This is a genomic window from Spongisporangium articulatum (assembly GCF_044465595.1).
GTDB lineage: Bacteria > Actinomycetota > Actinomycetes > Actinomycetales > Kineosporiaceae > Spongisporangium > Spongisporangium articulatum.
Genome location: NZ_JBITLV010000001.1, coordinates 344,072 through 368,362, shown reverse-complemented (window position 1 = coordinate 368,362; position 24,291 = coordinate 344,072). Strand labels below are relative to the sequence as shown.

The 24,291-nt window shown below is 72.2% G+C and carries 24 protein-coding genes; 16 read left to right on the top strand and 8 right to left on the bottom strand.

Annotation, left to right across the window (positions count from 1 at the left end; genetic code table 11):
- Positions 1-5: 5 nt before the first annotated feature.
- Entirely contained in the window at positions 6-605 is a 600-nt protein-coding gene (locus tag ACIB24_RS01785) for a LysE/ArgO family amino acid transporter (protein WP_398274271.1), read from the bottom strand.
- A 73-nt stretch (positions 606-678) separates the two neighbouring features.
- Here ACIB24_RS01785 and ACIB24_RS01780 point away from each other — a divergent pair, with 73 nt between their 5' ends.
- Positions 679-1,557: a LysR family transcriptional regulator ArgP gene (locus ACIB24_RS01780; protein ID WP_398274268.1), complete on the top strand. Its 879-nt coding sequence runs from the start codon at positions 679-681 to the stop codon at positions 1,555-1,557.
- On the opposite strand, the gene ACIB24_RS01775 is transcribed toward ACIB24_RS01780, so the two are convergent.
- Positions 1,554-2,339: an HAD-IIA family hydrolase gene (locus tag ACIB24_RS01775; protein WP_398274265.1), complete on the bottom strand. Its 786-nt coding sequence runs from the start codon at positions 2,337-2,339 to the stop codon at positions 1,554-1,556. The genes ACIB24_RS01780 and ACIB24_RS01775 overlap by 4 nt on opposite strands.
- A gap of 188 nt (positions 2,340-2,527) precedes the next feature.
- On the opposite strand from ACIB24_RS01775, the gene ACIB24_RS01770 reads away from it, so the two are divergent.
- The 6 genes from ACIB24_RS01770 to ACIB24_RS01745 all read left to right on the top strand — a co-directional run bounded on the left by ACIB24_RS01770 (position 2,528) and on the right by ACIB24_RS01745 (position 8,148).
- Entirely contained in the window at positions 2,528-3,127 is a 600-nt protein-coding gene (locus ACIB24_RS01770) for an RNA polymerase sigma factor (protein ID WP_398274262.1), read from the top strand.
- On the top strand, positions 3,124-4,200 hold the full coding sequence (locus tag ACIB24_RS01765) for a hypothetical protein (RefSeq protein ID WP_398274259.1): 1,077 nt from the start codon (positions 3,124-3,126) through the stop codon (positions 4,198-4,200). Before ACIB24_RS01770 ends, ACIB24_RS01765 begins: the two co-directional genes overlap by 4 nt.
- Before the next feature lie 108 nt (positions 4,201-4,308).
- Complete coding sequence (fbaA, locus tag ACIB24_RS01760; RefSeq protein WP_398274256.1) at positions 4,309-5,331, top strand: class II fructose-bisphosphate aldolase; 1,023 nt, start codon at positions 4,309-4,311, stop codon at positions 5,329-5,331.
- A 10-nt stretch (positions 5,332-5,341) separates the two neighbouring features.
- Complete coding sequence (locus ACIB24_RS01755; RefSeq protein ID WP_398274253.1) at positions 5,342-5,785, top strand: DUF3151 domain-containing protein; 444 nt, start codon at positions 5,342-5,344, stop codon at positions 5,783-5,785.
- 4 nt (positions 5,786-5,789) lie between these two features.
- On the top strand, positions 5,790-6,815 hold the full coding sequence (locus tag ACIB24_RS01750) for an NAD(P)/FAD-dependent oxidoreductase (protein ID WP_398274251.1): 1,026 nt from the start codon (positions 5,790-5,792) through the stop codon (positions 6,813-6,815).
- A 49-nt stretch (positions 6,816-6,864) separates the two neighbouring features.
- The gene (locus tag ACIB24_RS01745) at positions 6,865-8,148 is read left to right on the top strand and encodes an adenylosuccinate synthase (protein WP_398274248.1); all 1,284 of its coding nucleotides are present in this window, start codon (positions 6,865-6,867) and stop codon (positions 8,146-8,148) included.
- A gap of 18 nt (positions 8,149-8,166) precedes the next feature.
- Here the strand turns inward: ACIB24_RS01745 and ACIB24_RS01740 are convergent, their stop codons facing one another.
- The 3 genes from ACIB24_RS01740 to ACIB24_RS01730 form a co-directional block, all read right to left on the bottom strand.
- Positions 8,167-9,249: a type IV toxin-antitoxin system AbiEi family antitoxin domain-containing protein gene (locus ACIB24_RS01740; RefSeq protein WP_398274245.1), complete on the bottom strand. Its 1,083-nt coding sequence runs from the start codon at positions 9,247-9,249 to the stop codon at positions 8,167-8,169.
- Positions 9,250-9,377: 128 nt separating this feature from the next.
- Positions 9,378-10,292, bottom strand: coding sequence for a non-homologous end joining protein Ku (gene ku, locus ACIB24_RS01735; protein WP_398274243.1), 915 nt, complete (start codon positions 10,290-10,292; stop codon positions 9,378-9,380).
- A 64-nt stretch (positions 10,293-10,356) separates the two neighbouring features.
- Positions 10,357-11,316, bottom strand: a complete 960-nt coding sequence (locus tag ACIB24_RS01730) for an SCO6745 family protein (protein ID WP_398274240.1) — start codon at positions 11,314-11,316, stop codon at positions 10,357-10,359.
- Between the two features lie 104 nt (positions 11,317-11,420).
- Here ACIB24_RS01730 and ligD (ACIB24_RS01725) point away from each other — a divergent pair, with 104 nt between their 5' ends.
- Complete coding sequence (gene ligD / locus ACIB24_RS01725) at positions 11,421-12,356, top strand: non-homologous end-joining DNA ligase (protein WP_398274237.1); 936 nt, start codon at positions 11,421-11,423, stop codon at positions 12,354-12,356.
- A gap of 6 nt (positions 12,357-12,362) precedes the next feature.
- Here ligD (ACIB24_RS01725) and ACIB24_RS01720 read toward each other — a convergent pair whose 3' ends face one another.
- Positions 12,363-13,223 carry an SCO6745 family protein gene (locus tag ACIB24_RS01720; protein WP_398274234.1) on the bottom strand — a complete coding sequence of 287 codons (861 nt, stop codon included), beginning with the start codon at positions 13,221-13,223 and terminating at the stop codon, positions 12,363-12,365.
- A 36-nt stretch (positions 13,224-13,259) separates the two neighbouring features.
- Between ACIB24_RS01720 and ligD (ACIB24_RS01715) the strand changes: the two genes are divergently transcribed.
- The 6 genes from ligD (ACIB24_RS01715) to ACIB24_RS01690 all read left to right on the top strand — a co-directional run bounded on the left by ligD (ACIB24_RS01715) (position 13,260) and on the right by ACIB24_RS01690 (position 19,715).
- Positions 13,260-14,183 carry a non-homologous end-joining DNA ligase gene (gene ligD / locus ACIB24_RS01715; RefSeq protein WP_398274232.1) on the top strand — a complete coding sequence of 308 codons (924 nt, stop codon included), beginning with the start codon at positions 13,260-13,262 and terminating at the stop codon, positions 14,181-14,183.
- Between the two features lie 151 nt (positions 14,184-14,334).
- Positions 14,335-15,738, top strand: a complete 1,404-nt coding sequence (locus ACIB24_RS01710; protein ID WP_398274229.1) for a NarK family nitrate/nitrite MFS transporter — start codon at positions 14,335-14,337, stop codon at positions 15,736-15,738.
- Positions 15,739-15,981: 243 nt separating this feature from the next.
- Positions 15,982-16,446 (top strand): molybdopterin dinucleotide binding domain-containing protein, encoded by a 465-nt coding sequence (locus tag ACIB24_RS01705; protein WP_398274226.1) that lies wholly within the window; start codon positions 15,982-15,984, stop codon positions 16,444-16,446.
- Between the two features lie 40 nt (positions 16,447-16,486).
- The gene (locus tag ACIB24_RS01700; RefSeq protein ID WP_398274223.1) at positions 16,487-16,834 is read left to right on the top strand and encodes a molybdopterin oxidoreductase; all 348 of its coding nucleotides are present in this window, start codon (positions 16,487-16,489) and stop codon (positions 16,832-16,834) included.
- Positions 16,831-19,404, top strand: coding sequence for a nitrite reductase large subunit NirB (nirB, locus tag ACIB24_RS01695; RefSeq protein ID WP_398274220.1), 2,574 nt, complete (start codon positions 16,831-16,833; stop codon positions 19,402-19,404). The genes ACIB24_RS01700 and nirB overlap by 4 nt, the downstream gene beginning before the upstream one ends.
- On the top strand, positions 19,401-19,715 hold the full coding sequence (locus tag ACIB24_RS01690) for a Rieske (2Fe-2S) protein (protein ID WP_398274218.1): 315 nt from the start codon (positions 19,401-19,403) through the stop codon (positions 19,713-19,715). The genes nirB and ACIB24_RS01690 overlap by 4 nt, the downstream gene beginning before the upstream one ends.
- A gap of 13 nt (positions 19,716-19,728) precedes the next feature.
- Here the strand turns inward: ACIB24_RS01690 and ACIB24_RS01685 are convergent, their stop codons facing one another.
- Together ACIB24_RS01685 and ACIB24_RS01680 are read right to left on the bottom strand one after the other, a co-directional pair.
- A complete protein-coding gene (locus tag ACIB24_RS01685) occupies positions 19,729-20,850 on the bottom strand; it encodes a uroporphyrinogen-III synthase (RefSeq protein WP_398274215.1) in 1,122 nt (373 codons plus the stop codon).
- Positions 20,851-20,975: 125 nt separating this feature from the next.
- Positions 20,976-22,076 carry an aromatic acid exporter family protein gene (locus tag ACIB24_RS01680; protein WP_398274212.1) on the bottom strand — a complete coding sequence of 367 codons (1,101 nt, stop codon included), beginning with the start codon at positions 22,074-22,076 and terminating at the stop codon, positions 20,976-20,978.
- Positions 22,077-22,099: 23 nt separating this feature from the next.
- Between ACIB24_RS01680 and ACIB24_RS01675 the strand changes: the two genes are divergently transcribed.
- Together ACIB24_RS01675 and ACIB24_RS01670 are read left to right on the top strand one after the other, a co-directional pair.
- Positions 22,100-23,557 (top strand): aspartate aminotransferase family protein, encoded by a 1,458-nt coding sequence (locus ACIB24_RS01675; protein ID WP_398274210.1) that lies wholly within the window; start codon positions 22,100-22,102, stop codon positions 23,555-23,557.
- Positions 23,554-24,282 (top strand): glycerophosphodiester phosphodiesterase family protein, encoded by a 729-nt coding sequence (locus ACIB24_RS01670; RefSeq protein ID WP_398274207.1) that lies wholly within the window; start codon positions 23,554-23,556, stop codon positions 24,280-24,282. Before ACIB24_RS01675 ends, ACIB24_RS01670 begins: the two co-directional genes overlap by 4 nt.
- The last annotated feature ends 9 nt before the right edge of the window (positions 24,283-24,291 follow it).

Genomic DNA, 24,291 nt, shown 5'->3' with positions numbered 1-24,291 from the left:
CGGGCTCACACCAGCAGACCCACCGCGAGGGTGAGCATCACAGCGGCCACCACGACGTCGAGCACCCGCCACGCGGCGGGCCGGGCGAACAGCGGGCGCAGTAGGCGGGCGCCGAAACCCAGCCCGGTGAACCAGACCAGGCTGGCGCACGCCGCGCCGACCCCGAACGCGAACGGGTCGCCGTGCGAGCGGGCCACCGATCCGAGCAGGACGACGGTGTCGAGGTACACGTGCGGGTTGAGCCAGGTCAGGGCCACCGTCGTGCCCGCGACCGCCGCCCACGCGCTGCCGTGCGCCGCGTCGTCCGCGACCAGGGCGTCCGGGCGGACGGCGCGACGCAGGGCCAGCAGCCCGTAGCCGGTCAGGAAGGCCGCGCCGACCCACCGGATGGCCGTCATCAACCCCGGCAGCGACGTGACCAACGCGCCCATCCCCGCGATACCCAGTGCGATCAGCAAGGCATCGCTGGCCGCGCAGATCCCCACCACGGTCAGCACGTGCTCGCGGCGCAGGCCCTGGCGCAGGACGTAGGCGTTCTGGGCGCCGATGGCCAGGATCAGCGAGGCACCGAGGCCGAACCCGGCCGTGGCTGACGAGAGTTCCATGGCCGCCACCATCCAGCCATGCGGGACGAGCAGTCCAGCTAATGATTGTGAAGAACCATTAGCATTTCTGAACATGGATCTGCAGCTCGACCAGCTCCGGGCCCTGGCCGCGGTGGTCGACGAGGGCACGTTCGACGCCGCGGCCCGTTCGCTGCGGGTCACCCCTTCGGCGGTCAGCCAGCGGATCAAGGCGCTCGAGACGGCCGTGGGCCGGGTGTTGTTGCTGCGGACCAAGCCGGCCCGGGTCACCGAGTCGGGCGCCGCCGTCCTCCGCCTGGCCCGCGAGCTCGACGTGCTGATCGCCGACACCGCCGCCGGGCTGGCCGCCGACACCGGCGCCGGCCCGCTGGCCGTGCCCCTGGTGGTGGTCGCCAACGCGGACTCGCTGGCCACCTGGATGCTCCCGGCGCTGGCCGCCCTCGGCGATCGGGTCCTGCTCGAGCTGCGCCGGGAGGACCAGGCGCACAGCGCCCAGCTGCTGCGCGACGGGACGGCCACGGCCGCCGTCACCTCGCAGGCCGAACCCGTTCCCGGCTGCACCAGCACCCTGCTCGGCCGGATGCGTTACCGCCCCCGGGCCGCGCCCGCGTTCGTCGCCCGTTGGTTCCCCGACGGGGTGGACGCCCCCTCGTTGGCCCGGGCGCCCGTCGTCCACTTCGACCGCAAGGATGATCTCCAGAACCGTTATCTACGTTCGGTTTCCGGCCCAGCCGCGACGCCGCCCGAGCACTACGTCCCCGGCTCGTGGGACTTCGCCGAGGCTCTGCGACTGGGCCTCGGCTGGGGCATGCTGCCCGATCTGCAGGACACCGTGCCCGGCGCCCTGGTGCGGCTCGACGAGCAGGCCGCGATCGACGTCCCGCTGTACTGGCAGCAGCCCAAGCTGCGCACCCCGGCGCTCGACCTGGTCGCGGCCGCCGTCGCGGCGGCAGCGAAAGACCAGCTCCTCTAGACGAGTTCGACGAGGTCGGCGATCGAGTCGACCACGTGCGAGGGGCGGAACGGGTACCGGCCGATGCCCGCGCGGGTCATCACTCCGGTCAGCACCAGGTAGGTCTCCAACCCGGCCTCGATCCCGGCCACGACGTCGGTGTCCATCCGGTCGCCGATCATCGCGGTCGTCTCGGAGTGCGCGTCGATCTTGTTCAGCGCGGACCGGAACATCATCGGGTTCGGCTTCCCCACGAAGTACGGCTCCCGGCCGGTGGCCCGTTCGATCAGGGCCGCGACCGCCCCGCACGCGGGCAGCGGGCCCTCGGCCGAGGGGCCGGTCGGGTCGGGGTTGGTGGCGATGAACCGGGCGCCGCCCTCGATCAGCCGGATCGCCTTGGTGATGGCCTCGAACGAGTAGGTCCGGGTCTCGCCGAGCACCACGAAGTCCGGGTTGGTGTCGCTCAGCACGTACCCGACCTCGTGCAGGGCCGTGGTCAGCCCGGCCTCGCCGATCGCGTAGGCCGTCCCGGTGGCCTGCTCGTCCGTCTGGTCGGCCAGGAACTGGGCGGTGGCCAGGGCCGACGTCCAGATCGCCTCCTCCGGGATGTCCAGCCCGGACGACGCGAGCCGGGCCCGCAGGTCGCGCGCCGTGAAGATCGAGTTGTTGGTCAGGACCAGGAACGGTCGGCCCTTCTCCTTCAGCCGGGCCAGGAACTCGGCGGCCCCGGGCAGCGCTTGGCCCTCGTGCACCAGGACGCCGTCCATGTCGGTCAGCCAGCAACGGATCTCGCGCGTGCTCATGACCCCCAGCCTGGCACGCGGCCCGCAGGACGCCTGGTCCGGACAGCCCCCGCTCCGGTCGTGATCATGCAGAAACGCCCCTCCGAGGTCTGACGCCCCTCGGTCGTCGTGCGCCAGGGGGCGTTTCTGCATGATCACGACGAAGGGAGGGGTGTAACGATGCGCGGGAGGCCGGACATGGGGGTGACGTGAGCGGGCCAGGAGGGGAGTCGCCGGCCGAGGAGTTCCGGCGGTTGTACACGGCGGACGTCGAGCCGCTCCTGCGGTACGCCCTGCGCAGGGTGCCGTCGCCGGAGGATGCGGCCGACGTCGTCGCCGAGGTGTTCCTGACCGCCTGGCGGCGGATCGGCGACGTCCCCCCGGGGAACGAGGCCCGGCTGTGGCTGTACGGCGTCGCGCGCAACGTGCTGGCCAACCGGGCCCGCGGTGAGGCCCGCCGCGAACGGCTGGCCGACCGGCTCCGGCAGGCCCTCGAGCACCGGGCCGCGAGCGCGGCCCGGGCGGGCGACCCGGCCGAGGCGGTCGGGGTCCTGGAGGTCCGGACGGCGCTGGCGCGGCTGTCGGACGACGACCGCGAGTTGCTCACGCTCAGCGCCTGGGAAGAACTCGAGCCCCGCGAGATCGCGGCGGTGCTCGGTCTCGAGCCGGGGGTCGTACGCACCCGACTGTCCCGGGCGCGCGCCCGACTGCGCGCCGAACTCGATTCTCCCGCAACCGGTAACGGAGCCCCCCCGACCGGACATGAACGCTCCGTCACGCACCTGCGAGACCCGAAGGAGGTCTCATGAACGACGACCGGCTCGACGCTCTGTTGCGCGCCGCGCAGCCCCGTCAGGCGACGGATGATCTCGGCGACCTCCGGATGGTCGAGCACCAGTTGATGGAGGGGATCATGAAGTTGCCGGCCACCGAGAACGACCTGGCTGAAACGGAATTCGACACCGAGCAGGTGGTTACCGCCGTGGTGGGTCGTCGCCGGCGGACGCTCGTCGTGCTGGCCGCCGCCGCCGCGGTAGTGGCCGCGGTCGCCGTGCCCACCTGGTGGGCCGGCCGCGACCAGCCGGCGAGCGTCGTCCCGGGGGCCGGTGAGCTCGGGGGTGACTACGTCGTCGTCGACCTACCCGGGTGGCGGACCACGATGCGCAGCGAGAGCAACGGCTACCAGGACACCCGGTACGCCAAGGGGTCCCAGTCCGTGGAGATCAACCGCGGCCCGGCCAAGGACCACCAGGGCTACGTCGACGACCGCGAGGCCGGCGACATGGAGACGTCCACGGCGAGCGCGCTCGGCCAGGAGGGGCCGCTCTACACCTACGGGGAGAACGAGCGGTACGAGCTGATCCTGCCGCCCGTCCAGGGCCTGTTCATGTACATCGACGTCGAAGGGGCGAGCCGGGCCGACGCCCTCGACATCCTCGCCGCGCTGAAGTATGCCGACCGGACGACGTGGGAGAAGCAGTTGCCCGACGACTTCGTCACCCCGGGCGCGGAGGTCGAGACCGCGCAGCAGATGCTGATCGGCGTGCCCCTGCCGAAGGGGCTGACCGCGAAGAAGCTGGCCGAGGGCTACGACCGCGACTACTACCAGTTCGGCGCCCACGTGGCCGGTCAGGTCGCCTGCGGATGGATCAAGGACTGGATCGACGCCGGCCGGGACGGCGACAAGGCCGAGCGGAAGCAGGCCGCGCAGGCGCTGGCGAGCAGCCACGACTGGTCCGTGCTGCTGAAGATGAACCCCGACGGCGACTACCCCGAGGTGCTCTGGGAGCTGGCCGACGCGGTGAACGGCAGCCACGTCCTGTACGGAGGCCCGGACGGCCCGACGGTCGAGTCCGCCTACCGGGACGCCCTGGGCTGCTGAGTCACACCTGTCCGGAGGTACGTACAGCATCCGGACGTGCAAGGATCGGCCTCGCAGGTTCCGGGTAAGGAGCCTGCGAGGACCGGTCCGCGCCCCAGGAGAAGAGCCATGCCGATCGCAACGCCCGAGGTCTACGCCGAGATGATCGACCGCGCCAAGGCGGGGTCGTTCGCCTACCCGGCGATCAACGTCACGTCGTCGCAGACCCTGAACGCCGCGATCCAGGGCTTCGCCGAGGCCGGCAGCGACGGCATCGTGCAGGTCTCCACCGGTGGTGGCGAGTACCTGTCCGGGCCGACCGTGAAGAACATGGTCACCGGTGCGGTGGCGCTGGCCGCCTACGCGCACGAGGTGGCCAAGAACTACGGCATCAACATCGCCCTGCACACCGACCACTGCCCGAAGGACAAGCTCGACGGCTTCGTCCGGCCGCTGCTGGCCATCTCCGAGGAGCGGGTCGCGCGCGGCGAGAACCCGCTGTTCCAGTCCCACATGTGGGACGGCTCGGCGGTCCCGCTCGACGAGAACCTCGAGATCGCCCAGGAACTGCTGGCCCGCGCCGCGGCCGCCAAGATCATCCTCGAGGTCGAGATCGGCGTCGTGGGTGGCGAGGAGGACGGCGTCGCGAACGAGATCAACGACCAGCTCTACACGACGGTCGAGGACGGCCTGAAGACCGCCGCGGCGCTCGGCGTCGGCGAGAAGGGCCGGTACATGACGGCTCTCACCTTCGGCAACGTGCACGGCGTCTACAAGCCCGGCAACGTGAAGCTGCGCCCCGAGATCCTCAAGGAGATCCAGGACGCGGTCGGTGCCCAGTACGGCCAGGACAAGCCGTTCGACCTGGTCTTCCACGGCGGGTCCGGCTCGTTGCCCGAGGAGATCTCGGCGGCGGTCGACTTCGGCGTGATCAAGATGAACATCGACACCGACACCCAGTACGCCTTCACCCGGCCGGTCGTCGACCACATGTTCACCAACTACGACGGCGTGCTGAAGATCGACGGTGAGGTCGGCAACAAGAAGGCCTACGACCCGCGCGCCTGGGGCAAGAAGGCGGAGGCCGGCCTGGCCGCCCGCGTCGTCGAGGCGTGCCAGCAGCTGCGCAGCGCCGGCACCGCGATCAAGTGACGGCCGCCCGATGACGCCGCCGGAGAACCTGCTCGGGCCGGCCCCGACCCTGCTGCCGGACGACGCCGTCGTCCGCCAGGCTCTGGAGTCCGGGACCCCGCCCGAGCAGGTCGTCGCCACCGACCCGGCCGCCTGCCTACCGTGGGCGGTGCTCGCCGAGGCCGCGCTGGACGCCGGGCGCACGGTCGAGGGGTACGCCTACGCGCGTACCGGGTACCACCGGGGTCTGGACGCGCTACGCCGGGCCGGCTGGCGCGGTCAGGGCCCGGTGCCGTGGTCGCACGAGCCGAACCGCGGGTTCCTGCGGGCGCTCGCGGCGCTCGGCCGGGCGGCGGCGGGCATCGGTGAGGAGGTCGAGGTGCGGCGCATCGCGGCCTTCGTGACCGACTGCGACCCGGTGGCCGCGGCGGAGCAGAAGATCGAGGTCTGGGCGGTGCCGCCCACCGAGGCCTGAGGGCATGGTGGGCACAGCGGCCGGGAAGGCCGTCATCGTCGTCGGGGGCGGGATCTCCGGGGTCGCGTGTGCGCGGCGGCTGCACGACGCGGGGCACCGGGTGGTCGTCCTCGAACGCAGCCACCGGCTGGGTGGTCGGATGGCGGTGCGCACCGAGCACCTGACCTCCGGGTCGCACCCGGTCGACGTCGGCGCGCCGTACTTCACGGTGCGCGAGAACGACTTCGGCGAGGTGGTCGAGTCGTGGCGGCGTCGCGGCCTGGCCCGGCCGTGGACCGACACCTTCATCCTGTGCAGCCCCGACGGGCGGATCGGCTCGACCACCAGCCCCGACCGGTGGTCCTCGCCGTACGGGCAGCGGATCCTGGTCGACGACCTGGCCCGCGGGCTCGACGTCCGGCTGCGGGTCGAGGTGGGCGCGGTGACGCTCGGGACGGACGGCGTCCCGCACGTCGGCGACGCTCCGCCGGATCTCGGGGACGCCGCGGCCGTCGTCCTGGCCATGCCCGACCCGCAGGCCGCCCGGCTGCTGCCCGCCGAGCTGGCCACGGAACTGGGCGTGGCCGAGCAGGGCTGGACGCCGGTGCTCGCCGCCTGGGGTGCGTGGCGGGAGCGCTGGTGGCCGGCCTTCGACGGGGCGTTCGTCGACGGCTCGCCGAGCCTGGCCTGGGTGTCGGACGACGGGCGCAGCCGCGGTGACTCGGCGCCGGTCCTGGTCGTGCACAGCACGGCTGACTTCGCGGCCGCGCACCTGGACGACGTCGAGGCGGCGGGGCGACAGATGCTCGCCGCGCTGCCGGGCGTGCTGGGGGCGGGACCGATGCCCGAACCGGAGTGGACGCGCGTGCACCGGTGGTCGCTGGCCTCGGCCCGGCACCCCCATGCGAAGCCGTTCGCGCTGGCCGCCACGGGCGCCGGGCTGGCCGTCGGGGTGTGCGGGGACGCCTGGGGCCCGCGCTCCCGGGTGGAGCAGGCCTGGATGTCGGGGAACTCGCTGGGCGCGGCGCTCGTCGAGCATCTGGCCAGGTAGGCTGGCTCTCGCACGTCATCGGATCGTCGGGAAAGCAGGTGGCACACGCATGCCCGCGATCGTGCTGGTCGGTGCCCAGTGGGGCGACGAGGGCAAGGGCAAGGCGACCGACGCCCTGGGCAAGGACGTCGAGTACGTCGTCAAGTACAACGGCGGCAACAACGCCGGGCACACCGTCGTGGTCGACGGTGAGAAGTACGCCCTCCACCTGTTGCCCTCGGGCATCCTCACGCCCGGCTGCACCCCGGTCATCGGCAACGGCGTCGTGGTCGACCTGTCGGTCCTGTTCCAGGAGATCGACGGGCTCACCGCCCGCGGGATCGACTGCTCGAAGCTGCTGGTCAGCGCCAACGCGCACGTCGTGGCCCCGTACAACCGCACGCTCGACCGGGTGATCGAGCGGTTCCTGGGGTCGCGCCGGATCGGCACGACGGGGCGCGGCATCGGCCCGACCTACGCGGACAAGATGAACCGGGTCGGCATCCGCGTCCAGGACCTGTTCGACGAGAACATCCTGCGGCAGAAGGTCGAAGGCGCGCTGGAGCAGAAGAACCAGCTGCTGGTGAAGGTGTACAACCGCCGGGCCAGCACGGTCGACGAGGTCGTCGACGAGCTGCTGGCCCACGCGGAGCGGCTGCGGCCCATGGTGGCCGACGTGGCACTGGAGCTGGGCCGCGCGCTCGACCGCGGCGAGACGGTGTTGTTCGAGGGTGGCCAGGCCACCCTGTTGGACGTCGACCACGGCACCTACCCGTTCGTCACGTCGTCGAACGCGACGGCCGGTGGCGCCTGCACCGGCTCCGGGGTGCCGCCGACCCGCATCGACCGCGTCGTCGCGGTCGTCAAGGCGTACGCGACCCGGGTCGGCGAGGGCCCGTTCCCGACCGAGCTGCACGACGAGTGGGGCGACCGGCTGCGCTCCGTGGGGGGTGAGTTCGGCACGACCACGGGCCGTCCGCGCCGCTGCGGCTGGTACGACGCACCCGTGGCCCGCTACGCCGCCCGCATCAACGGCGTGACCGACTTCGTGCTGACCAAGCTCGACGTGCTGACCGGCATCGAGCGCATCCCGGTGTGCGTGGCCTACGAGGTCGACGGCGAGCGGGTCGACGAGATGCCCTTGACGCAGACCGGTTTCCACCATGCGCGCCCGGTGTACGAGTACTTCGACGGCTGGACCGAGGACCTCTCGGGGGTGCGCGGGTTCGACGACCTGCCGAAGAACGCCCAGTCGTACGTGTTGGCCCTGGAGGAGATCTCGGGCGCCCGGATCAGCGCGATCGGCGTGGGCCCGGCCCGCGACCAGACGGTGGTCCGGCACTCGCTCCTCTAACGCTCATACTCCCGCCGGCTACCGCTTGAGCAGCAAGGGACCGGCCTTAACCGTGGTTTGCGGGAGCGGGAGCGGCGGGACGACGATCGTTCCGCGGAAGCGTCGGGCCAGGGAGGCTTCCGCCAGCCGGCCGATCACCTCGCTGGCGAGTTCGCCCGAGGCGTGTCCTCGGACCTGCCAGGGCCCCCACCGGACCACGTCCGCCCGCGTCCACCGGATCTTCTGCTCGCGTCGGCGTTCCAGGTCCAACACCTGGCCCAGGCGTTTCGCATCGGCCCCACCTCGTTCGGCGGCGGCCAACAGGTACTTGGCGCGCCCGTCGGCCTCACCGACCAGGCCGGCCTGCCACCAGCAGTCGACCCGCCCGCAGAACTCGCCGTCCCAGCCGTAGATCTCCGCCTGCCAGATCGGTCTGGGCACGGCGCCCTGGTCGAAGGTCCAGGCTGACCAGGATTCGAGTGGTGTCTCCCGCCGAGGATCGGCCAGCTGCGCCAGTCTCCGGGCGAGAACGATTCCCGGCCAACCCTTCTGACGGTCCAGGACTTGAAGAAGTCCTTCGCGTCGAATCCCACGACGCAGCGCGGCGTCCGCAATCGCCAGACCGTCGGCCGGGGGTGACACGCGCAGGCAATCGGCGACCGTGCGTTCCGGGGTCGTGATCGCGAAACCGTCCGCTGTCGTCGTCCGATCCACGGCCGGCAACGGGGCGACCAGCACATGTGCGCCCGTCCGCAGGCGAACCGGTCCGTCGCCGCCGGTGAAGGTGGGCGTGGGACGGCCACCTAGAGGGTTGGGCAGGCCGTAGAGCAGGGCGGCGCTCTGATGGCTTACCGCGACCTCGCGGTCCTTCAAGGCCATGGCCGTGGCGACGAGTGAGGCTTTGGCCGAGTCATCTTGCGCGCGAGCAGGTTCGGATGACGCGGGCGCGGCGTTGAGCTCGAAACAACCCCGGCGCAATCGCTTCCACACGCCGGCGGCGAGTCGCCGGTCGATCTGGCGATCGGACATGCCCGCCTCACGCGCCTCCGCACGACTGAACACGGATGGCAGCCGCGGATCGCGCAGATGCTCCGATCGAGTACGGGGTGGACCGTTCGACATGCCGGCCAGGATGGCTGAAATCGACCAACTGGGCGTCGAGCCCCTGTGGACAACCGCTGATGCTCCCGTTGTCCACCGTTAAGGGGCGTCCGCGACCCGTTGGGCGGTGGCCAACGGGAGTATGAGGGTTAGGCGGACTTCTTGGCCGCCGTCTTCTTGGCGGTGGTCTTCGTCGCCGCCTTCGTCGCCGCCTTCTTCGCCGTCTTCTTCGCTGCGGCCTTCTTCGCCGGGGCCTTCTTCGCGGGGGCTTCCTCGCCGCGGTTGGCGCGGGCCCGGTCGACGCTGGCCTGCAGCGCCGAGAGCAGGTCGACGACCTCGCCGGTGTCGGCCTCCTCGACCTCGACGGGGGCCGGCTCCGCGCCCTCGAGCTTGGCCTCGACCAGCTCGCGCACGGCCACGGCGTAGCGGTCCTCGAAGTCGTCCGGGTCGAAGTCGGCGGCCATGCTCTCGACCAGCGACTCGGCCATCCGCAGCTCCTGCGGGCGCAGCTCGACGTCCTCCTCGAGGATCGGGAACTCGGCCGGGCGCACCTCGTCGGGCCACAGCAGCGTCTGCAGCACGATGACCTTGTCGCGCACCCGCAGCACGGCCAGCGACTCCCGCTGCCGCAGCGCGACCTTCACGACGGCGACCCGGTCGGTCGAGGCGAGGGCCTCACGCAGCAGGGAGTACGGCTTGGCGGCCCGGTTCTCGGGCTCCAGGTAGTAGGTGCGGCCGAGCCAGATCGGGTCGACCTGCTCCGACGGGACGAACTCGACGACGTCGATCTCGTGCCCGCTGGCCAGGGGCAGGTTCTCGAAGTCCTCGTCGGTCAGCACCACGAGGCGGCCGTCCTCGGACTCGTAGCCCTTGGCGATCTGGTCGTAGCTGATCTCCTCGCCGTCCAGGCTGCAGGTGCGCTTCATCTTGATCCGGCCGCCGTCGGCCCGGTGCACCATGTGGAACCGGATGTCGTGCTCCTGCGTGGCCGAGAACAGCCGCACGGGCACGTTGACGAGCCCGAAGGACACCGCGCCCTTCCAGATCGCCCGCATCGCCGGCATCGCAGCCTCCCGGTGGAACCGTGCTCGTCCTCGTGATCCGTCGTCTCAGGCAAGCATGGCCCGCTCAGACGGCGCTGCGCGACTCCAGGTTGCCGCCGAGTGACACCGTGCGGCCGCGGACCCGCGACCGCCGGGTGACGATCGGCCGCTTGCGCAGCCAGGGGATCACATCGGCCTCCACGACCGGCTTGTTGAGCGCGGTGGACAGTTCGGCCAGGCGCTGGGCGCCGGCCACCCCGAGGGGTGCGTAGGCGACCTCCGCCAGCACGTCGGTGGTGTCCTCGATCTTCTTCCGCAGGGCGGCGCCCGCCGGCGTGACGTCCCACCGGGTGTCCGGTTCGAGCAGTCCCTGGTCGACCAGGGAGGCCACGCAGGCGTCCCAGTCGTTCCGGTTGACGCCGCGGGTCAACCGCAGCTGGTCGCCGTCGACCTTCTCGGTGGCCGTGTAGAGGACCAGCGCCTCCAGGCCGCTGACCCCGCTGTGCAGCAGGGTCGCCGTGTGCCCGTCGCCGCGGAACTCGCGCAGCAGCGTCTGGGCGTGCCACAGCTGGGCGTGCGGCGACTCGGGCCAGGGGAGTTCGGCGTGCGCGGAGAACAGCGGGCGCCCCTGCGCGTGCTCGGTGGCCGCCTCGGCCGCCCGGCGGGCCAGCGCCAGGGCCTCGTGCAGCTGCGGGGAGTCCGCGGACTCGCCCAGCACCTCGGTTAGGGCCTCCTCGACGGCCTGGGCGCGCACCTCGCGGGCCCGCTCCGGAGAGATGAGCGTCCAGACCCGTGGGATCGATCGGCTCACCGAGGCCGGCGCGAAGTTGTAGAACATGGCGGTCACCGGCGTCGGGCCCAGGTGGCCCACAACGCTCGCCCGGGCGGCGAAGTAGGCGTCCCGGGGGTCGGTGACCCCCTCCGTCGCGTAGAGCTGGGCCGCATAGGGCACGAAGTACATGTAGTTGTGCAGCGGCTCGAGAGCGGCCCACGCGGCGCGCCCGGCCTGGGCGAGGGGCGACGGTGCGTGCTCGGTGTGGACCATGAGCCGTGAGCTTAGTCACGGGAAGCCCGTTTCGTCAGTCCTTCGCTACTGCCTGGTAGGCGACGGTAGGGCTAACGGTGGGTCACCATTACCGGGTGCGACCGATGCTTGCGACACCGGCGGACCCCGACCAGGGGCTCCCGGACGATCCCGCCACCTGGGCCTACGAGGTCAAATGGGATGGGATGCGCATCCTCGCCGACATCCACGAGGGTGCCGTTCACCTGTTCAGCCGAACGGAGCGTGACGTCACCATCGCCTTCCCGGAACTCGCCGGGCTGGCCCGGGCCCACCCCGACCTCCTGCTCGACGGCGAGGTCGTCGTCCTGGCCGAGGGGGTGCCCAGCTTCGCCGCGCTGGCCGAGCGGTTCAGCGTGCGCGACGCCCGGAAGGCGGCGGCGCTGGCGGCCCGCGCCCCGGCGTCCCTGATCGTCTTCGACGCGCTGCGGATGTACGGCGTCGACCTGATGCCCCGCCCCTGGCAGGAGCGCCGGGACACGCTGGAACGGCTCGACGCCGGCGGCGCCTGGCAGCTCTCCCCGGTGCACGACGACCTGCCGGCTCTGACCGCCGCGGCCCGCGAGCACGGGCTCGAGGGGGTGGTCGCCAAGCGCCGGACCAGCCGCTACCGGCCCGGTACCCGCAGCCCCGACTGGCTGAAACTGCCCTTCAAGCACCTCCAGGCCTGCCTGGTGGCCGGCTGGCGACCGGAGACCGGGGACCGCAACCGGATCGGCGCGCTGCTGCTCGCCGTGCCGAGGGACGACGGGAGCCTGGCCTTCGCGGGCCGGGTCGGCTCGGGCCTGGCCGCGGGTGCCGCGCAGACCGCGCTGCGCGACCTCCTGACGCCCCTGGCCGTCGAGGTGCACCCGTTCGCGGACGACGTCCCGCGGGAGGACGCGCGCGGCACCCACTGGGTACGCCCCGAGGTGGTGGTCGAGGTCCGGTACCTGGGCCGCACCGAGGACGGCCGGTTGCGGCAGCCGGTCTACCGGGGGATCCGGACGGACCTGGACCCCGGCGACCTGCGGATCGAGTAGCGCCGGCTACCGGCCGAAGATCCAGCCCGGCAGGGTGCCGGTGTCCCGGATCGCCGCCCGGACCGGCCGGATCAACTCCAGGTAGCGGGCGCACCCGTCCTCGCCCAGCCGGCCCCACCCCTCGAGACTGGCCGCGTCGGTGGCGGTCTCGACCCACTGCTTCTTCTCGCGGCCCAGGTCGGTGAGCAGCCAGCGGCCGGGGCGCTCGGCGTCCGGGACCAGCCAGCCGCGGGACTGCATCCGGTCCAGCCCGGCCTGCCACTCGTCGTCCGTCCACCCGCGGGTGTTCTTCCCGAACGTCCAGTTGCCGCTCACCACGCCGTCGGTGATCAGCGCCTCGACCGGGTCGAAGCCGCCGTGCAGCAGGGCGGTCATGTGCGCGTCGCCGCGGTGCTCGCGCAGCAGGACGGCCGCGTGCCACAGCTGCATCAGGGGGTCGTCCGGCCACGGCAGCGAGGCGTGGGCGGCGTAGAGGGGGCGGCCGGGGGCCGTGAGCGCTTCGGTGGCGGTGCGGGCCAGCCCGGCCAGCTCGGTGACGTCCAGGTCGCCGACCGCGCCGCGCAGCACCTCCGACACCGCGGAATACCGCGTCGTGATCACCTTCTGGGGCGTCGTGACGTCCCAGGCGCCCGGGACCGCGGCCCGGATCAGGCGCGGCGCGAACACGTAGAACAGCGCCTCCACGGTCTCGGCGGGCACCGGCCCGAGCGGGGCCGACCGGGACGCCACGTAGACACCGGGTCCCTCCAGGCCGAGGCCGGACAGCGCCTCCCACGGCTTCGGCGTCAGGTAGACGACCACGTGCACGGGTTCGGTCATCCCCCAGCAGCGGCGGGCGGTCTGGAGGGTCACGTCCGTGTGGGTCACGCGGCGCATCATCGCAGGTGTGGCAGCCTGAGCGACGTGGACCAGCGGGTGGAGGTGGACGGGCACCGGATCACCCTGCGCAACCTCGACAAGGTCCTCTACCCGGCCACAGACACCACCAAGGGCGAGCTGCTGCACTACCTGACCGGGGTCGCCGACCTGATCCTGCCCCACCTGCGCAACCGCCCGGTGACGCGGAAGCGCTGGCCCGACGGCGTCGAGGCCGAGACGGTCTTCTTCGAGAAGAACACCCCGCGCGGGGCGCCCGCGTGGCTGCGCCGGGTCACCCTGCCGGTGCCGGGCAGCACGAAGAACCGCGAGACGATCGACTTCCCGTTCCTGGACGACGTCGCCTCGCTCGTGTGGGCCGCGAACCTGGCCGCGCTGGAACTGCACGTCCCGCAGTGGCGGGTCGGGCCGGACGACGTGGCCCGCGACCCCGACCTGCTGGTGATCGACCTCGACCCGGGGCCGCCGGCCGGGCTGGAGGAGTGCACGGAGGCGGCGTTCGCCGTCCGTGACCTGCTGGCCGACGACGGCCTGGAACCGTTACCGGTGACCAGCGGGGGAAAGGGCATGCAGCTGTACGCGGCGATCGCCGGGACGCAGGGCTCCGAGGTGGTCAGCGGGTACGTGCACCGGGTCGCGGCGGAACTCGAGAAGCGGCTGCCCAGGCTGGTGGTCAGCCGGATGACCAAGACGTTGCGGCACGGCAAGGTGTTCCTGGACTGGTCGCAGAACAACGGCGCCAAGACCACGATCTGCCCGTTCTCCCCCCGGGGCCGCGAGCTGCCGACGGTGGCGGCCCCGCGGACCTGGGCGGAGTTGGAGGCGGGCGGCCTACGCCAGCTGCAGTTCTACGAGGTGCTCGACCGGGTGGCCGAGCTCGGCGACCCGCTGGCTCACCTGCTGCCGGGGGACGACGAACCCGGCCGGGGTCCGGAGGTCCCGACGCGCTGATCGCCGAAGTTCTCACAAGGCCCGGCGAGCTCTGTGCGGACAACGTTGCGGTCGGGTAACTGGGCCCTAGCGGTCGGGTAACGGAGCGTTCCTACGGTCGTGGGGCAGCGTCCGGCGAGGGCCGGCGCCCCGACCACACCTGGAGCCTGAAATGGCCGACACCGCGACCACTTCCGAGAGCGACGCCGCGACAGAGTCGAGAATCGTTGCCAGCCATCATGGTTCGCACTGGATCGAACACTGGGAGCCGGAGGATCCGACCTTCTGGAAGGAGCAGGGCAAGGGCATCGCGACCCGAAACCTCGTCTTCTCCATCTTCGCCGAGCACATCGGCTTCTCGGTCTGGCTGCTCTGGAGCATCGTCGTCGTCCAGATGACCGTGTCCGCCACCGGTGCCGCCGCCCCGTCCGGTTTCGCCCTCAGCACCTCGCAGGCGCTGACCCTGACCGCGGTGGCCTCCGGGGTGGGGGCCTTCCTGCGTCTGCCGTACACCTTCGCCGTACCGATCTTCGGGGGGCGCAACTGGACGGTCGTCTCCGCGCTGCTTCTGCTCATCCCGTGCGGTCTGATGGCCTGGGCGGTCGGCAACCCGGACACCCCCTTCTGGGCGCTGGTCCTGGTGGCCGCCACCGCGGGCTTCGGCGGGGGCAACTTCGCCTCCTCGATGGCCAACATCTCGTTCTTCTACCCGGAGAAGGAGAAGGGGTGGGCCCTGGGGTTGAACGCGGCCGGCGGCAACGTCGGCGTCGCGGTGGCCCAGAAGGTCGTGCCGCTGGTGGTGGCTGCGGGAGGTGGCCTGGCCCTGGCCCGTGCGGGGTACCTCTACATCCCCTTCGCGATCCTGGCGGCGGTCGGGGCCTGGCTGTTCATGGACAACCTGTCCGAGGCGAAGGCCGACGTGAAGCCGGTCCTGCAGTCCCTGCGTCACCGCGACACGTGGATCATGTCGCTGCTGTACATCGGTACCTTCGGCTCGTTCATCGGCTACTCCGCGGCGTTCCCCTCGCTGCTGAAGGCCGTCTTCGATCGCGGTGACATCGCCCTGACCTGGGCCTTTCTCGGTGCCGGGATCGGCTCGGTGGCCCGCCCCCTCGGTGGTCGACTGTCCGATGTGATCGGTGGCGCCCGCGTCACGCTGGTCAGTTTCCTGATGCTGGCGCTCGGCGCCTCGGCGGCACTGTGGTCGGTGCAGAACAAGAGCCTGACGGTCTTCTTCGTCAGCTTCATGTTTCTCTTCGTCGCCACCGGCATCGGCAACGGTTCGACCTACCGGATGATCTCCCGGATCTTCCAGATCAAGGGTCAGGACGCCGGTGGGGCCCCGGAGACGATGGTGCAGATGCGCCGCCAGGCGGCCGGTGCGCTGGGCATCATCTCCTCGGTCGGCGCCTTCGGTGGCTTCGTCGTACCTCTGGCCTACGCCTGGTCGAAGGACCACTACGGGAACATCCAGCCGGCGTTGAAGTTCTACATCGCCTTCTTCGTGGTGCTCCTCGCGGTGACCTGGATCTCCTACGTCCGCCGGGGGACCCGGATGGGGGAGGCCGGCGTCTGAACGCGCCGCATCGCAACGGGCGGGCCCGCGGGACTCCCGCGGGCCCGCCCGGCCGGCGCGCCCGTGGCCCCTCGCCGTAAGTCGAAGAGGTGCTGAAAGACACTGTGGGTCAGAGATATCGCTGGGGCTGGACCGAATTCTGCGGCGACCTCACAACCGCGCCGGGGCGAGGAGAGGAACTGCTAACCGGAGTATCACGTCGGCGAAACCGGTCCGTGCGGACCGACGTCCAGGCTGGAGGGCATGGGTGAGACGACGGCAGCGGCACCGGGTGGGGTGGAGCACAGCGGACCCGCCGAGCGACCCGACCGCGAATACCCCTACCTGCTGACCACGGGCGGGGGGATGCAGCCGGACCACGGCGGCGCCCAGATCCACCGGGTCGCGTCGCCGACTCACGCTCAGCGGCACGCCTTCGCCGAACTGCACCCCGACCTGGCCGGGCGGGAGGGAGTGGCCCACCACGGCCTCGTCCGGCTGACCACCCGGCGTGGGTCGGCCGTCTTCCGGGCCCGCCTGACTGACGCCGTGCGGCCCGACACGGTGTTCGCGCCGGCCCACTGGGAGGACGCCTCGAGCGTCGACGCCCTGACTGACCGCGCCCCCGAACGGTTCTCGCGGATACGGGCCCCCGAGGTCTGTGCCGTGGCGGTCACCCCGATCGAGCCGTCCGACGACGACCCCTCCCGCGAACTCGACCCCGCATGACCGCCGGCCCGTGCCCGTGACCCACTCCGAGGAGCCCTTCGTGTACACCAGACCCCGCTTCCTGCAAGGCGTCTTCCCGTTCAGTGGGGCCGGTCTCGAGAAGGCCGAACCGCTGCACGAGTCGTTGCGCCACGTCGTGGCCCCCGGCGTCGTGGCCCAGGCCCTGTACTTCCGGGGCGGCAACTCCAGCGACGAGCTCGTCACCCTCGTGCTGACCCGCGACGGGGTGCCGATGCGCTACTTCCCGATCAGCGCCAAGGGCGATGTGCACGTGCCGCTGCGGGTGGTCGAGGACCTGCCCGGCGGAACCGTCATCGAGCTGTACCTGGCGGCGCCCGAGGGTGTCTCGGGCACCGTGGTGATCGACCTGGGGCTGGTGGAGGTATGAAGCGCCGGCTGGTGGTGGTCGGCAACGGGATGGCCGGCGCCCGCACGGTCGAGGAGATCCTGGCCCGCGGCGGCGGCGACCAGTTCGACATCACGATGTTCGGCGACGAGCCGTACGGCAACTACAACCGGATCATGCTCTCCCACGTGCTGTCCGGTGAGGAGACCGAGGACGGCATCTTCCTCAACGACCTGGCCTGGTACGAGCACAACGGTGTCACGCTGCACGCCCCGCGCCGCATCGTCCGGATCGACCGGCACGCCCGGCAGGTGCACGCCGACGACGGGTCGGTGACGTCATACGACACGCTGGTACTGGCGACCGGGTCGCACGCGTTCGTCCCGCCCATCCCGGGCGCGCGCAACCCGAAACGCGGCTTCCACCAGGGCGTCTTCGCATTCCGGACGATCGACGACACGCGTCGCATGGTCGCCTACGCGCGCGACCACGAGCGCGCCGTCGTGATCGGCGGCGGCCTGCTCGGGCTCGAGGCGGCCCGCGGGTTGCAAGGGCACGGCCTGCAGATCACGCTGCTGCACGCCATGGGCCACCTGATGAACATGCAGCTCGACCCGGCCGGTGGCGAGATCCTCCAGGCCAGCGTGGAGAAGCTCGGCATCACGGTGCTCACCGACGCGATGACCACCGAGATCTACGGTGACGAGCGGGTGGAGGGCGTGAAACTGGCCGACGGCCGGACCATCCCGTGCGACATGGTGGTCGTGGCCGCCGGCGTGCGCCCCAACGTGGCGGTCGCCGAGACCAGCGGGTTCACGGTCGAGCGGGCCATCGTCGTGGACGACCAGATGCGTTCCGTCGACGACGAGCACGTCTTCGCGGTCGGTGAGTGCGTGCAGCACCGCGACCAGGTCTACGGGCTGGTCGCCCCGCTGTGGGACCAGGCCCGCGTGCTGGCCGACGTGGTGACGGGCGCGAATCCCGGGGCGGAGTACCACGGTTCGCGGATCGCCACCAAGCTGAAGGTGGCCGGGGTCGACGTCGCCTCGATGGGCGTCACGGCCCCCGAGCGCGACGACGACGAGCACATCGTGTTCTCCGAACCCCGGCGGGGGGTCTACAAGAGCATCGTGATCCGCGACGACCGGCTGATCGGTGCGACCGTGGTCGGCGAGAGCGCCAAGGTCTCCTTCCTCATGCAGGCCTTCGACGGCTCCCAGCCGCTGCCCGAGCAGCGGGCCGCGCTGATGTTCGACATCGGCGGCCCGACGGAGGAGGTCGGCCCGGCCGAGATGCCCGACGCGCAGCAGGTCTGCAACTGCAACGGGGTCAGCAAGGGGGATCTGGTCGCGTGCGTGCAGAGCGGCTGCAAGACGGTCGGCGGCGTGATGGACACGACCCGGGCCGGTAAGGGCTGCGGGTCGTGCAAGTCGCTCGTGGCGCAGATCGTCGAGTGGGCGGCCGGCGACGACATGGAGGTCGATCCGGCCGAGCACTACTACGTGCCCGGCATCCCGCTGGCCAAACCCGAACTGATGGAACGTATCCGGGAGCTGCGGCTGTACTCGGTGTCGGCCGTGTTCGCCGCCCTGGCCCCCGGTGGCGAGGAGGATGCGAAGAGCAAGATGGGCCTCACCTCGCTGCTGCGGATGATGTGGCCCGACGACTTCGTCGACGAGCGCGACGGGCGGTTCATCAACGACCGGGTGCACGCGAACATCCAGCGCGACGGCACGTTCTCGGTGGTGCCGCAGATGAAGGGCGGCATCACCTCACCCGACCAGCTGCGCCGGATCGCCGACGTGGCGGAGAAGTACGACGTGCCGATGGTGAAGCTCACGGGCGGGCAGCGGATCGACCTGCTCGGCCTGCGCAAGGAGGACCTGCCGAAGGTGTGGGCCGACCTCGACATGCCGTCGGGCTACGCGTACGGGAAGAGCTTCCGCACCGTGAAGACCTGTGTGGGGGCGGACTTCTGCCGGTTCGGCCTCGGCGACTCGACCGCCCTCGGGGTGGCGCTGGAGACCCGGTTCCAGGGCATCGAGGGGCCGGGCAAGCTGAAGCTGGCGGTCAGCGGCTGCTCCCGCAACTGCGCCGAGAGCTACGTGAAGGACGTCGGAGTGGTCGCCGTCGCGGGCGGCCGCTGGGAGATCTACGTCGGTGGGGCGGCGGGAGCGCACATCCGCAAGGGTGACCTGCTCACCACCGTCGACACACCGGAGGAGGTGATCACGCTGGTCGGCCGGTTCATCCAGTACTACCGCGAGAACGCCAAGTGGCTGGAGCGCACGTACGCCTTCGTCCCGCGGGTCGGTCTCCAGACCGTGCAGGCGGTCGTGGTCGACGACGCCGAGGGCACGGCCGCCGGTCTCGACGCGCGCATCCAGGAAGCCGTCGACGCCTACCGGGACCCGTGGAAGGAGGGCCAGGACCCGGCGGTCCCCGGGCAGTTCCGCCCGTCGCTGCCGTTGATCTCGCTGCCCCAGGTGCCGGTCCGGGACGGATCCACCGCGCTCGGCGGCCGGGCGGCCGAGTCCCTGGACGGCGACCCTCGGGCGCCCCGGCCGGCCGTCGCGCCGGTCCGGGCCGAGGAACCGGCGGGGCAGCAGTGACCGCCACGACGTCCACCTACCGGCTCGGTCCGCTGGACCAGATCCCGCCCGGCGAGGGCCGCGCGTTTGCGGTGGGCGCCGAGCAGGTCGCCGTGTTCCGCCTGAGATCCGGTGCCGTGCGGGCCGTGTCGGCCCGCTGCACGCACTCGGGCGGTCCGATCGCCGACGGGCAGGCCGACGAGCACGTCGTGGTCTGTCCGCTGCACCTGCACGCCTTCGACCTGGCCACCGGCTGCTCGACGTCCGGTCAGGAACCGTTGACGACCTACGACGTCCGGGTCGAGGGCGGTGAACTGGTGATCGAGTGCTGACCCCGACTACGGGTCAGCCCCGCGAAACCGCCAACCGGTAGCCCCGCTTCACCACGGTCTGGATCAGCTCGGCCCGGGGTAACGCCGCCCGCAACCGGGCCACCGTCACCTCCACCGCGTGCCCGTCCCCCGAGGTGCCCGGCAGGGCGTCCAGCAACTGCTCGCGGGCCACCACCTCACCCGGGCGGTCGGACAGCCGGCGCAGCAGCGCCAGCTGCGCGGGTGTCAGGGTGACGCTCTCGCCGTCCACGGAGGCGACCCGGCCGCGCAGTTCCAGGCACCCGCCGTCCGGCAACGCCAGCGAGCGCACGCCTTCGGCCAGCCGGGCGGCCAGCACCCGGACCGTGGCCCCCAGCCGGAACCGTTCGGGCACGACGGGTTCCAGCCCGACCTCGCGCAGCGGGGCAGCCGTGACCGGACCGACGGCGGCGGGCACCACCGGCCCGCGCAGGGCCTCGAGGACCTCCGCGTACCGCTCGAGGCGGCGGGCGGCGTCCAGGAAGGCCCGTACGCCCGGCGCACTCGCGAACACCGCCGCGTCGTACCCGCCCGTGCAGACCTGCCCGACCGCCCGGTCGACGGCGGCCGGGTCGGGCGCCGGCCCCCACCGGTAGACGGGCACGGGGACGACGTCCGCGCCGGCCCCGCGCAACGCCTCCAGCGCGTCGAGGTCGGCGCTGCCGTACAGCTGGACGGCGATCCGCCGGCCCTGCACCCCCTCGGCCAGCAGCCGGCTGACCACCCCGGCGCCGGTCTCCGCGACCACGCCGGCGGGTGGTTCGACGACCGAGTCGGCCAGCCCGGCGCCGTGCAGCGCCCCACGCACCTTCGGCCCGCGGGCCCACACCCGCGCGGCCCCCACCAGCTCGCTCAGCTGCGGTTCCAGCCCGTGTGTCTCGGCCGCCTCCTGCCAGCCGCGCCAGCCGATCGCCGTGGTCACCACGACGTCCTGGGGCGGGTCGGCGATCAGTTCGCGGGTGGCCGCCAGCATCGCCTCGAGGTCGGGCAGCGGTTCGATCGACAGCGTCGGAGCCAGCGTCACGTGGGCACCCTGGCGGGCGAAGGCGGCGGCCCACTCCGCGGTCCGCCGGCTGGCCGTCACGAGCACGCTGAAGCCGTCGAGGGGGCTGCTCACGTGCTGCTCACGGGTACTCACCTGCCGGGGTGCGGCGGTCGGGTGGGTCGGTCCCGCAGCGTTGCGGCCGATCACCAGTGTGACGTAACCGCATTTCGGACGCAGCCTCGCCGATGTCGCGCGGCTCACCCGGCCAGCTTGGCCCGGGCGTCGGCGAGCCCGAACCCGACGGCCCCGAGCAGGTCGACCACCGCCGAGCGCACCTGGCCGAGGACGACGGTCGCCGAGAACGACGTCGCCTCCAGCCGGGCCGGGTCGAGCCGGGCGGCCAGGCCGACGAGTTCGTCGCTGGTGCGGCCCAGGCTCGGGTCGCGGCCCACCTCGTCGTGCAGGGCGTGCAGGACGCGGCCCAGGTCGTGCAGGACGCCGGCCAGCGGCTCGGGCAGCGGGTGCCCCTGGTCGAGGTCGGCGGCCACGCGGCGGACGGCGACCCGCATGTTCCGGGTCGCCCGGTCCAGCCCGACCAGGGCCAGCCGGTACCGGCGCAGCTCGGCCCGATGACGGCGGCGCAGCGGCGACAGGGTGGTGATCTCGTCGGCCCCGCGCAGGGCGTCGGTCCAGCGCTCGACGTCGGCCTGGGTGCGCCGGGCCCGGTCGAGGGTGGCGTCGGCCAGGGCCGGGTCGCCGGTCCGGATCGCCGCGGCCGCGGCCTCGACGACCTCGGCCAGCTCGGTGATCAGCGCGCGGGCGTGCCGGCGGACCGGCGGGATCGGGTCGGGCGGCAGCACCGCCGCGACCAGCAGGGCGCAGACCCCGCCGATCAGGGCGTCCTCCCAGCGGCCGAGCCCGTGCCCGGCCGCCGCCGGCAGGGCGATCAGGAACGAGGCCTGGACGGCGGCCTGGTTGGTGGCCAGCGGCCCGCCGCCCAGGAACTGGGCGGCCAGCAGCGCCACCGCCACGACCAGCCCGATCTGCCACGTCCCGGACCCGACCTGGCTGTAGAGCAGGTCCGCGATCCCCACCCCCACGGTGACCCCGACGGCCAGTTCGAGCACCCGGCGAATCCGCTGCCCGTTCGACACCCCGAGGCAGACGACCGCCGCGACGGGGGCGTAGAACGCCTGCGCGTGACCGATCACGTCGCTGGCCAGGGACCAGGCCAGCATCGCCGCGAGCGCGCACTGCATCACGCTCCAGCGGGCGTCGCGGACCCGCCCCAAGCCGGCTCGCAGATGCTCCTGCACGTACCGCTCGACCGCCGGCTTCACGGGTACAGACTCGCGCACGCCGCGAAAGTAGGCTGGATGACATGACGAGCCTGGACGACGGACGCACCCTCCCCTCCACCGCACCGGCGCACCCGCAGCCGCTCCCGTCGTCCGGCCCCGGCTCCCCCGCCCGGACCAAGGAGCTGGACCTGCAGTACGTCTTCCACTCGTGGCTGGCGCAGGACGGGCGTGACCCGTTCGTCGCCACCGGGGCGCAGGGCTCGTGGGTGCTGGACGGCGAGGGGCGGGCCCATCTCGACTTCTCCGGGCAGCTGGTGTTCACCCAGCTCGGGTTCAACCACCCGCGGGTGGTCGCGGCGATCACCGAGCAGGCCGCGACGCTGGGGACCATCGCCCCGCAGCACGCGGTCGAGTCGCGTTCCGAGGCGGCCCGGCTGATCGTCGAGCGCGCCCCGGGCGATGCGTTCCGGCAGGTGTTCTTCACCAACGGCGGCGCCGACGCGATCGAGAACGCGGTGCGCATGGCCCGGCTGCACACCGGCCGCCGCAAGGTGCTCAGCCGCTACCGCAGCTACCACGGCAACACGACCACGGCGATCAACCTGACCGGGGACGCGCGGCGCTGGCCGAACGACTACGGCGCCGAGGGCGTCGTCCACTTCTTCGGGCCCTACCCGTACCGGTCGGCGTTCCACGCCACCTCCGAGGAGGAGGAGTGCGCGCGGGCGCTGGAGCACCTGGAGCAGACGATCGCCCTGGAGGGCCCGTCGACCATCGCGGCGCTCGTCCTGGAGTCGATCCCGGGGACGGCGGGCATCATGGTCCCGCCCGCCGGGTACCTGCGCGGGGTGCGTGAGCTGTGCGACCGGCACGGCATCGTCTGGATCGCCGACGAGGTGATGTCCGGGTTCGGCCGGTCGGGCCGCTGGTTCGCGTGCGAGCTGGCCGACGAGGCCCCGACCGGGACGCCCGGGGAGTGGAAGCCGGTCGGCGGCGCGGTCACGGCGCCCGACCTGATCACCTTCGCCAAGGGCGTGAACTCCGGGTACGTGCCGCTGGGCGGGGTGCTGATCAGCGAGGACATCGCGAACTCCTTCAAGACCCGTGCGTTCCCGGGTGGTCTCACGTACAGCGGGCACCCGCTGGGCTGCGCGGCGGCGGTCGCCAACATCGGCGTGCTCACCGACGAGCGGCTGATCGAGAACGCCGACCGGCTCGGCCGGGAGGTGATCGGGCCCGAGCTGGTGAAGCTGGCCGCCGACAGCGGGATCGTCGGGGAGGTGCGCGGCCTCGGCTGCTTCTGGGCGCTGGAACTCGTGCGGGACAAGGACTCCCGGGAACCGCTGACCCCCGGCGGGTTCGGCACCTCGCCCGCCATGGGCGTTCTGGCCGCCGCCTGCAAGCGGCTCGGGCTGCTGCCGTTCATCAACGGCAGCCGCACCCACGTCGTCCCGGCGCTGAACATCACCGACGACGAGGCCCGGTACGGCATCGGCCTGCTCGCCGAGGCGCTCGCGGAGGTGGAGGCCTCGCTGTGACGTGGTTGCGGGAGTTACCCGTCGCGCACCGGGGGCTGCACGACGCGCAGCTCCCGGAGAACAGCCTCGGTGCGTTCGCGGCCGCCGCCGAGGCCGGGTACGCGATCGAGTTCGACGTGCGGCTGAGTGCCGACGGGGTGCCGGTCGTGATTCACGACCTCGACACCGAACGGGTCACCGGCAAGCGGCTCGTGGTCGCCGAGGAGCCCGCCTCGGTGCTGCGCGACCTGCGCCTCGACGGAACGGACTTCGGCATCCCGACCCTGGCTGAGGCCGTGGCGGCCGCCGGGTCGGCGCCGCTGCTGGTCGAGGTCAAGCCGAACATCCCGGCCGACGTGATCGGCCCGGCCGTGATGGCGGCGCTGGCCGGCCGGTCCGCGCCGACCGCCGTCCAGTCGTTCGACCCGCGGGTGCTGCTGTGGCTGCGGGCGCACGCCCCCGACGTCCCGCGCGGCCAGCTGTCCGGTGACTTCGCCGGCGTATCGGTACCGGCCGCACAGAAGTGGCTGCTGCGCAGCATGGTCGCCAGCCCACTGACCCGCCCCCAGTTCATCGGCTACGACATCGAGGCCGTCCGCGACGCCTCGCTGGCGCTGTGGCGGCGGCTGCTCGAAGTCCCGGTGCTGCTGTGGACCGTCACGACCGAGCGGCACCTGGAGCTGGCCCGCCAGTACGACGCCAACGTCATCTTCGAGGGCGTCCGGCCGGGTCCTGGAGGTCGGTAGGGTCGGGGC

Bases quoted from the DNA above. Each gene is read 5' to 3' on its own strand.
- ACIB24_RS01705 (WP_398274226.1), top strand. From the start codon at position 15,982: ATGGGTGAGACGACGGCAGCGGCACCGGGTGGGGTGGAGCACAGCGGA.
- ACIB24_RS01730 (WP_398274240.1), bottom strand. From the start codon at position 11,316: ATGGTCCACACCGAGCACGCACCGTCGCCCCTCGCCCAGGCCGGGCGC.
- ACIB24_RS01750 (WP_398274251.1), top strand. From the start codon at position 5,790: ATGGTGGGCACAGCGGCCGGGAAGGCCGTCATCGTCGTCGGGGGCGGG.
- ku (WP_398274243.1), bottom strand. From the start codon at position 10,292: ATGCCGGCGATGCGGGCGATCTGGAAGGGCGCGGTGTCCTTCGGGCTC.
- ACIB24_RS01710 (WP_398274229.1), top strand. From the start codon at position 14,335: ATGGCCGACACCGCGACCACTTCCGAGAGCGACGCCGCGACAGAGTCG.
- ACIB24_RS01765 (WP_398274259.1), top strand. From the start codon at position 3,124: ATGAACGACGACCGGCTCGACGCTCTGTTGCGCGCCGCGCAGCCCCGT.
- ACIB24_RS01675 (WP_398274210.1), top strand. From the start codon at position 22,100: ATGACGAGCCTGGACGACGGACGCACCCTCCCCTCCACCGCACCGGCG.
- ligD (WP_398274237.1), top strand. From the start codon at position 11,421: ATGCTTGCGACACCGGCGGACCCCGACCAGGGGCTCCCGGACGATCCC.
- ACIB24_RS01740 (WP_398274245.1), bottom strand. From the start codon at position 9,249: ATGTCGAACGGTCCACCCCGTACTCGATCGGAGCATCTGCGCGATCCG.
- ACIB24_RS01755 (WP_398274253.1), top strand. From the start codon at position 5,342: ATGACGCCGCCGGAGAACCTGCTCGGGCCGGCCCCGACCCTGCTGCCG.
- fbaA (WP_398274256.1), top strand. From the start codon at position 4,309: ATGCCGATCGCAACGCCCGAGGTCTACGCCGAGATGATCGACCGCGCC.
- ACIB24_RS01785 (WP_398274271.1), bottom strand. From the start codon at position 605: ATGGAACTCTCGTCAGCCACGGCCGGGTTCGGCCTCGGTGCCTCGCTG.
- ACIB24_RS01780 (WP_398274268.1), top strand. From the start codon at position 679: ATGGATCTGCAGCTCGACCAGCTCCGGGCCCTGGCCGCGGTGGTCGAC.
- nirB (WP_398274220.1), top strand. From the start codon at position 16,831: ATGAAGCGCCGGCTGGTGGTGGTCGGCAACGGGATGGCCGGCGCCCGC.
- ACIB24_RS01745 (WP_398274248.1), top strand. From the start codon at position 6,865: ATGCCCGCGATCGTGCTGGTCGGTGCCCAGTGGGGCGACGAGGGCAAG.
- ACIB24_RS01775 (WP_398274265.1), bottom strand. From the start codon at position 2,339: ATGAGCACGCGCGAGATCCGTTGCTGGCTGACCGACATGGACGGCGTC.